This window comes from Cytobacillus firmus, from assembly GCF_023715565.1.
GTDB lineage: Bacteria > Bacillota > Bacilli > Bacillales > Cytobacillaceae > Cytobacillus > Cytobacillus firmus_C.
This window is the reverse complement of sequence record NZ_JAMBOJ010000066.1, coordinates 21,247-27,896: the sequence shown is the minus strand read 5'-3', so window position 1 is coordinate 27,896 and position 6,650 is coordinate 21,247. Positions and strand designations below refer to the sequence as shown.

The following is a 6,650-nucleotide window of genomic DNA, read 5'->3' as shown; positions in this document are numbered from 1 at the left end:
AATTTAAGGAAATTCACTGCCAAAAAATAAGAATTTAAAGAATTAATACCCTGAAATAAGAGAAAGGTGAATTTGAGCGCACTCAAATTCACCTTTCTTACTATCTGAAGCTAGTTTTGTCCCAGCCTCTTTACCTATAAAACCGAAAACTCTTCATTTTTTAAATCAGTAATAAACATATGTCCCGGTGCATGTGTAATCATAATCTCGGGCTTCACATGCATGGCAACTGCCTGGGGAGTTACACCGCAGGCCCAAAAGACCGGTACCTCTCCATCTTTAATCGTCACGGCATCGCCAAAATCAGGCTGATGTAAGTTACTAATTCCAATTGTTTCAGGGTTTCCAATATGGACAGGTGCCCCATGGACAGAAGGGAAGCGGCTAGTAACCTGGACAGCCCGAATAGCTTCCTTCTCTGTCATCGGCCGCATACTGACAACCATTGGCCCTGCAAACCGGCCTGCCTTCACACACTGGATATTGGTTTTGAACATCGGGACATTCCGATTTTCCTCAATATGGCGGATAGGGATGTTATTTTTCAGCAATGCTTCTTCAAATGTAAAACTGCATCCTATCAGAAATGCCACCATATCATCATTCCAATAAGAACTGATGTCTGAAAGCTCCTCCGAGAGAACACCGTTTTTATATATTCTGTATTTAGGCAAATCGGTTCTGATATCAGCATTAGGTGCTGAGAGCAGCGGGACAGGGGAACCAGGTTCTGTCACATCAATAATTGGGCAGGATTTCGGATTCCTTTGACTGAAAAGGAGAAACTCAAAAGCCAATTCCTTTGGCAGTATGGCAAGATTAGCCTGGATAAAGCCGTTTGCCATTCCAGCTGTCGGCTTATTCCATGCCTTGCTTCGGATCAATTGCCTTGCCTCATCAGGATTAAATTCAGAAGGGGAGTTCATATAAAAATCTCCTTTCATGCTTATTTAAACAGCTCAGGGATTCCATTAATTAACGAATAACCACCCATGTAAGCCATGGCAATAACAATTATGACTCCGAAAATTGTCAGCCAGAGCGGATGTTTATAGTCGCCGACAATTTTGGTTTTATGAGCTGCAATCAGCATAACTCCCAAAGCAATCGGCAGGATTAGACCGTTTAACGAACCAACTAATACCAGGATTTTGACCGGTTTTCCAATTAACACAAAAACGATAGTAGAAATTGCGATAAAAGCAACAATCACCCATTTATGATATTTCTCGACGTTAATGCTCAATGTCCGAATAAATGAGACTGATGTATAAGCTGCACCGACAACAGAAGTAATGGCAGCTGCCCACATGACGACCCCAAAAATCTTATATCCAATATTGCCCGCTGCCAGCTGGAAGACAGAAGCAGGAGGGTTGGATGGATCGAGTGCAAGCCCTTGTGATATAACACCCAGAGCTGCAAGGAAGAGAAAGATACGCATAATGGAAGCAATCCCGATTGCACTCACTGAGCTCTTTGTGACTTCCGGCAGCGCCGCTTTCCCTTTAACACCCGCATCAATTAAGCGGTGGCCGCCGGCAAAAGTGATATAACCCCCGACTGTACCCCCGACCAGTGTAATGATGGCAAGAATATCAATTTTATCCGGAACAAATGTTTTAACTGCAGCTTCACCAACAGGAGGCTGTGCTGTAAACATGACATAGAGAGTTAATCCGATCATCACAAATCCTAGAATCTGTGTGAAACGGTCCATTAATCTTCCTGCTTCTTTTACAAGAAAAATACCGATAGCCAAGATTCCGCTTAAAAGGGCGCCCAATTCAGGTGAAATGCCGAAAATAACATTAGTACCTAAACCTGCCCCGGCAATATTACCAATATTAAAAGCCAGTCCGCCCATGACAATCAGAGCAGCAAGGAAATACCCAAGGCCTGGCAGTACATCATTGGCAATATCCTGTGCGCGCTTTTCAGATACAGCGATGATGCGCCAGATATTCATCTGTGCGCCAATATCAATAATAATGGAAATTAAAATGACAAACCCAAAGCTCGCCAGTAGGGTTTCAGTAAATACAGTCGTCTGAGTCAAGAAGCCCGGGCCAATGGCTGACGTAGCCATTAGAAAGGCGGCGCCAAGCAATAGACTGGCATTAGATTGCTTTTTCATTCATTTTCCCCCAATAATTTAATTTATGGTTATTTATTTATCCTGTTTGCGCTGACGAATTCACCATAAACAGCAACAAACTTTACGAAAACAGCCTATTTCAAAAACTCACTGATTTTTGCCACCTGGATGCCAGCTTCATTCAATGCCTTCGGAATGTACTGGGCAAATTCAAGAGCGCTTTCCCCGTCACCATGGATGCAGATCGTATTGGCCTCAATGGAAACATCAGTGCCTTGTACAGAGTGAACTTTTCCTTCTTTGACCATGCGGATTACCTGATTAACAGCCGCGCTGTGATCTGTAATCAGTGCATTGCTTTCCCTTCTTGAAGTAAGCGATCCGTCCTCCTGGTAGGTCCGGTCCGAAAACACTTCATTGGCAGAACGAAGGCCAATTTTCCTGCCGGCTTTAACCAATTCGCCCCCTGAGAGACCGAACAGAATCAGTTCTGGGTCTACTTTGTAAACAGCTTCTGCGATTGCTTCCGATAAAGTTGGGCTTTTTGAGGCCATGTTGAACAGTGCACCATGCGGTTTAACATGCTGAAGCTTGCCGCCCTCTGATTTAACAAATGCATATAAAGCGCCAATTTGGTAGACCACCAGGTCATAAGCTTCCTGTGGCGTGATATTCATATCCCTGCGGCCGAACCCGTGCAGGTCCTGGAGTCCCGGATGGACACCGAGGCCAACATTTTTCTCAATCGCCATTCTGACTGTTTTTCGCATGGTCGCAGGGTCGCCGGCATGGAAGCCGCAGGCGATATTAGCTGAGGTGATGTGATCCAGGATTTCATCATCCCGTCCCATCTTGTAGGAGCCAAAACTTTCTCCCATATCACAGTTAATGTCTACAATGTGCATGTTAATTCACTCCTCTGGTTTTTAAAAATATGCCTTGTTTTAATTCCTTTAATTTCAGTTCTCTCTTTATGAGTAACTGCTGCGCTTCTTTATTTGATATTTCCACAAACCGTAAAGCATCCCCGGGTTTAGCCTGCGCCAGAAGGGGAAGATCTACAGCCGCAACCTGTCCAATCTTCGGATAACCGCCTGTTGTTTGCCTGTCAGCAAGCAGGACTATTGGATTCCCATCCGGCGGAACCTGTATGGAACCAAAATTAACAGCCTCAGAAATTTGTTCAGCATGCTCTGACAGCGCGAGGGAAGATCCCTTCAATCTGTATCCCATCCTGTCCGATTGTGCGGTCACTTCAAATGCATGAGTAAACAGTTGAACCCTGCTTTCATGGGAAAATAAATCAAATTGACGGCCTCTGGTAATCCTGATTTCCGGATTCCCTATAGTTTCCGGAATGAGTTTAGAAGCAATGCCCCAGTCGTTTTCTACAAGGGTTTTATCATGGAGCTGTTTAGACAAATAGTTCGCCATTTTCAAAGACTGGGGGGAAGGTTTGCCGGTTTCCAGCACATCTCCAGCCTTTAATGCTCTGCCTTTGAAGCCTCCAATACCAGCGCGGAGGTAGGTGGATCTACTGTTCATTACTTCCGGAACAGAAAAGCCGCCGGAAACAGCCAGATAGGCCCGGCACCCTTTTTTACATGCCCCGAATTTAAGTTCACTGCCTTTCTTTACAAAAATCGACCGCCATGTCCGAATAGGCTGGCCATTGATCGAAGGGGAAAGGTCTCCTCCGCAGATTGAAATTAAGGTGTCTTCTTCAAATGTCAGAGTAGGGCCCATCATAGTTATTTCCAATGCAGAATCATTTTCCTCATTTCCAGACAGCAGATTGGCCATCCGATGCGAAAAAGGATCCATGGCTCCGCTGGCTATGACGCCAAACTTCTGATAGCCGGTTCTTCCCAGATCCTGAATGCTTGAAAGGAGTCCAGGTTTTAACACTTTAATCATTAATCCCTCTCCTCCCAATAATGGTATTCTTCCAGACTGATTGGCTTGAATTTAATTTTATCGCCAGCTTTTAACAAGGTAGGGGATTCATCCATTGGGCGAAACAGCTTAACAGGAGTGCGGCCGATCAGCTGCCAGCCTCCTGGCGTCTCGATCGGGTAAATCCCGGTCTGCATCCCGGCAATTCCAACTGTACGCTCGGGAATTTTCAACCGTGGTGTATCCCTTCTTGGTGCAGCAATTTGTTCTGACATTCCACCGATAAAAGGAAACCCTGGCGCAAAGCCGATCATATAGACGAGATAACTGCCTGAAGAGTGAATGTCTATTACTTCATCCGGGGTAAGTCCATTATGTTCGGCAACATAATCAAGATCCGGGCCGAATTCTCCTCCATAGCAAACCGGTATTTCGACAACTCTTGCTTCCATTGCCTTATTTTCACCCAGCTTTTTCATAAGGGGTTTTATTAGAGAACATATGTAGTCAAATGGAAGTTCTTCGTCTGAAAGCTGATAGATTTCAAGTGGATTATAAAAAATAGTGACGGTCGTGTAAGCGGGTATGTATTCTATCATCCAATCTGGAGAATGTTTCTCGAGAAAGGCTGTCAGTGTCTGCACTTTTTGATGTGCATCCTCACTGATTTCATTCCCAAGTTCAATCAGAATGGCATTGTCACCTAAAGGATGGACAGTGTAATCCATTATTTCACCTGCTTTCGCAATAAATGTAATGAGCTGAAGGTTATAAAATATTATTCAATAATAATAAATTTCCATTTTCCTCGAGACGAAGTACACACATTATTCTTTCCTAAAACAAGAGAAATCTAGGTTTATTCACGTTCAGAAGAAAAAATAATTAGTAAACTTATATATTTATGCAACGTCTTCAGCTAAACAATATAATATCATACAATAGATTGAAAATTCTATTTGTGCAAATTTTTCTGCAGGAAGGCGAACCATATTCTTGATAGTTTAGTTTGTTCTCTAATATGGGAATAAAGTAGGGACATTATGAATTAGGGAGAGATTATTGTGGGTACAGAAATAAAAATGAACTTATCAGAAAGATTCGAGGCAGCCTTTAACCGCATTCACAAGGCCATGAAACAATCTGCTAAACAAGCTCGAACAGACAGATTTTACAAGCTGATTGAAATACAGAAAAACCATTCGCTGATTCGATTATATGAGGATGATTTACATCAGTTTGCCAAACTGAGAAATGCTATTGTACATGAAAAAATTGACCTGGATTATTATATAGCAGAACCGCACTTGGAAACGGTTGAGAAAATTGAACTGATTGCCGGCCATTTTGAAAAGCCCAAAACCGCGATGTCGATTGCTGCCACACCTGTATTTTATTTTTATGAAGATGGTAAGCTTTCAGATGTACTGGCCATTATCAATAAATTTTCGCATTCCCAGTTTCCCATTTATTCTCGCGAAGAGGAATATTCCTGGCTGCTAACATCGGCAGATATCGTAAAATGGATGGCTGAGCATTTTACTGAAGAAACGATTCAGCTGAAAAAGGTGAAAATCAAAGAGCTTTTCAACAAGAAATCGAAGCATCAAATAGCCTTCGCCGCTCCGAATACTTCCATTTTCGATTTGGAGGATATGTTTGAGGAGAGCAGAAATAAAAATAAAAAGCTTGAAGGAATCATTGTAACCGAGAATGGAAAACCGACTGAAAAACCAAAAGGCATCATTACGGCCTGGGACCTGCTGGAGGCAGATTCAGAAAATTAATCTTTTGCATGATTTAGAATTATAAAACTTTTCGCCTCATTATAAGTAACATCTTCTAAAACTATGGTAATGATGGTAATATAAATTGATAGTTCAATAGAAAATCCGTGTACACGGTAGAGGTTCTAGCTACCCTCTTTAAAAAACTAAGGAAAACAGGTCTGCTTTCTTAGTGGTCCTGTTTTTCTATGTTAAAGGAGAATTTTTTTATGAAAAATGATAAAGCGCTCGTTGTATTCAGCGGCGGACAAGATAGTACTACTTGCTTATTCTGGGCAAAAGAACGTTTTGCCGAGGTGGAAGCAGTCACTTTTAATTACAATCAGCGGCATAAGCTTGAAATTGAATGTGCCCAGCATATAGCAAAAGACCTGGATATCAGACATCATATCCTTGATATGTCCCTGTTGAATCAGCTTGCCCCAAATGCACTGACCCGTGATGATATCGAAGTAAAGGATGGAGAGGAAGGCGAACTGCCATCCACATTCGTACCCGGGAGAAACCTTTTATTCCTCTCATTTGCGGGTGTGCTTGCGAGTCAAATTCATGCAAGGCATATTATTACAGGGGTGTGCGAGACAGATTTCAGCGGCTATCCTGATTGCCGGGATATGTTTATAAAATCACTGAATGTCACACTGAATCTGTCGATGGATGGGCAGTTTGTGATCCATACCCCTTTAATGTGGCTCAATAAAGCTGAGACTTGGAAGCTTGCAGATGAATTGGATGCCCTTGAATATGTGCGTAAAAATACGCTGACATGCTACAACGGCATTCCGGCAGATGGCTGCGGTGAGTGTCCTGCCTGCCATTTAAGACAAAAGGGCCTTGAAGAATACCTCAGCGAAAAGGGGGAGCTTTAA

7 protein-coding genes and 1 riboswitch are annotated in these 6,650 nt (G+C 42.8%); of the genes, 2 read left to right on the top strand and 5 right to left on the bottom strand.

What is annotated here, in order from left to right:
* Positions 1 to 134: 134 nt before the first annotated feature.
* The 5 genes from M3205_RS21075 to pxpB all read right to left on the bottom strand — a co-directional run bounded on the left by M3205_RS21075 (position 135) and on the right by pxpB (position 4,722).
* On the bottom strand, positions 135 to 926 hold the full coding sequence (locus M3205_RS21075) for a putative hydro-lyase (RefSeq protein ID WP_251171677.1): 792 nt from the start codon (positions 924 to 926) through the stop codon (positions 135 to 137).
* Positions 927 to 946: 20 nt separating this feature from the next.
* On the bottom strand, positions 947 to 2,137 hold the full coding sequence (locus tag M3205_RS21070) for an NRAMP family divalent metal transporter (RefSeq protein ID WP_251171676.1): 1,191 nt from the start codon (positions 2,135 to 2,137) through the stop codon (positions 947 to 949).
* Between the two features lie 95 nt (positions 2,138 to 2,232).
* Entirely contained in the window at positions 2,233 to 3,003 is a 771-nt protein-coding gene (locus tag M3205_RS21065; protein ID WP_251171675.1) for a LamB/YcsF family protein, read from the bottom strand.
* Position 3,004: 1 nt separating this feature from the next.
* Complete coding sequence (locus M3205_RS21060) at positions 3,005 to 4,015, bottom strand: 5-oxoprolinase subunit C family protein (RefSeq protein ID WP_285886777.1); 1,011 nt, start codon at positions 4,013 to 4,015, stop codon at positions 3,005 to 3,007.
* A complete protein-coding gene (gene pxpB / locus M3205_RS21055) occupies positions 4,015 to 4,722 on the bottom strand; it encodes a 5-oxoprolinase subunit PxpB (RefSeq protein WP_251171674.1) in 708 nt (235 codons plus the stop codon). Before pxpB ends, M3205_RS21060 begins: the two co-directional genes overlap by 1 nt.
* Before the next feature lie 336 nt (positions 4,723 to 5,058).
* On the opposite strand from pxpB, the gene M3205_RS21050 reads away from it, so the two are divergent.
* Both M3205_RS21050 and queC read left to right on the top strand, forming a co-directional pair.
* Positions 5,059 to 5,781 carry a CBS domain-containing protein gene (locus tag M3205_RS21050; RefSeq protein WP_251171673.1) on the top strand — a complete coding sequence of 241 codons (723 nt, stop codon included), beginning with the start codon at positions 5,059 to 5,061 and terminating at the stop codon, positions 5,779 to 5,781.
* A gap of 113 nt (positions 5,782 to 5,894) precedes the next feature.
* Positions 5,895 to 5,937, top strand: a riboswitch (PreQ1 riboswitch).
* A gap of 53 nt (positions 5,938 to 5,990) precedes the next feature.
* Positions 5,991 to 6,650 (top strand): 7-cyano-7-deazaguanine synthase QueC, encoded by a 660-nt coding sequence (queC, locus tag M3205_RS21045; protein WP_251171672.1) that lies wholly within the window; start codon positions 5,991 to 5,993, stop codon positions 6,648 to 6,650.

What these genes read in the sequence shown, in the direction of transcription:
- M3205_RS21075 (WP_251171677.1), bottom strand. Translation starts at nt 926, where the DNA reads ATGAACTCCCCTTCTGAATTTAATCCTGATGAGGCAAGGCAATTGATC.
- M3205_RS21070 (WP_251171676.1), bottom strand. Translation starts at nt 2,137, where the DNA reads ATGAAAAAGCAATCTAATGCCAGTCTATTGCTTGGCGCCGCCTTTCTA.
- M3205_RS21065 (WP_251171675.1), bottom strand. Translation starts at nt 3,003, where the DNA reads ATGCACATTGTAGACATTAACTGTGATATGGGAGAAAGTTTTGGCTCC.
- M3205_RS21060 (WP_285886777.1), bottom strand. Translation starts at nt 4,015, where the DNA reads ATGATTAAAGTGTTAAAACCTGGACTCCTTTCAAGCATTCAGGATCTG.
- pxpB (WP_251171674.1), bottom strand. Translation starts at nt 4,722, where the DNA reads ATGGATTACACTGTCCATCCTTTAGGTGACAATGCCATTCTGATTGAA.
- queC (WP_251171672.1), top strand. Translation starts at nt 5,991, where the DNA reads ATGAAAAATGATAAAGCGCTCGTTGTATTCAGCGGCGGACAAGATAGT.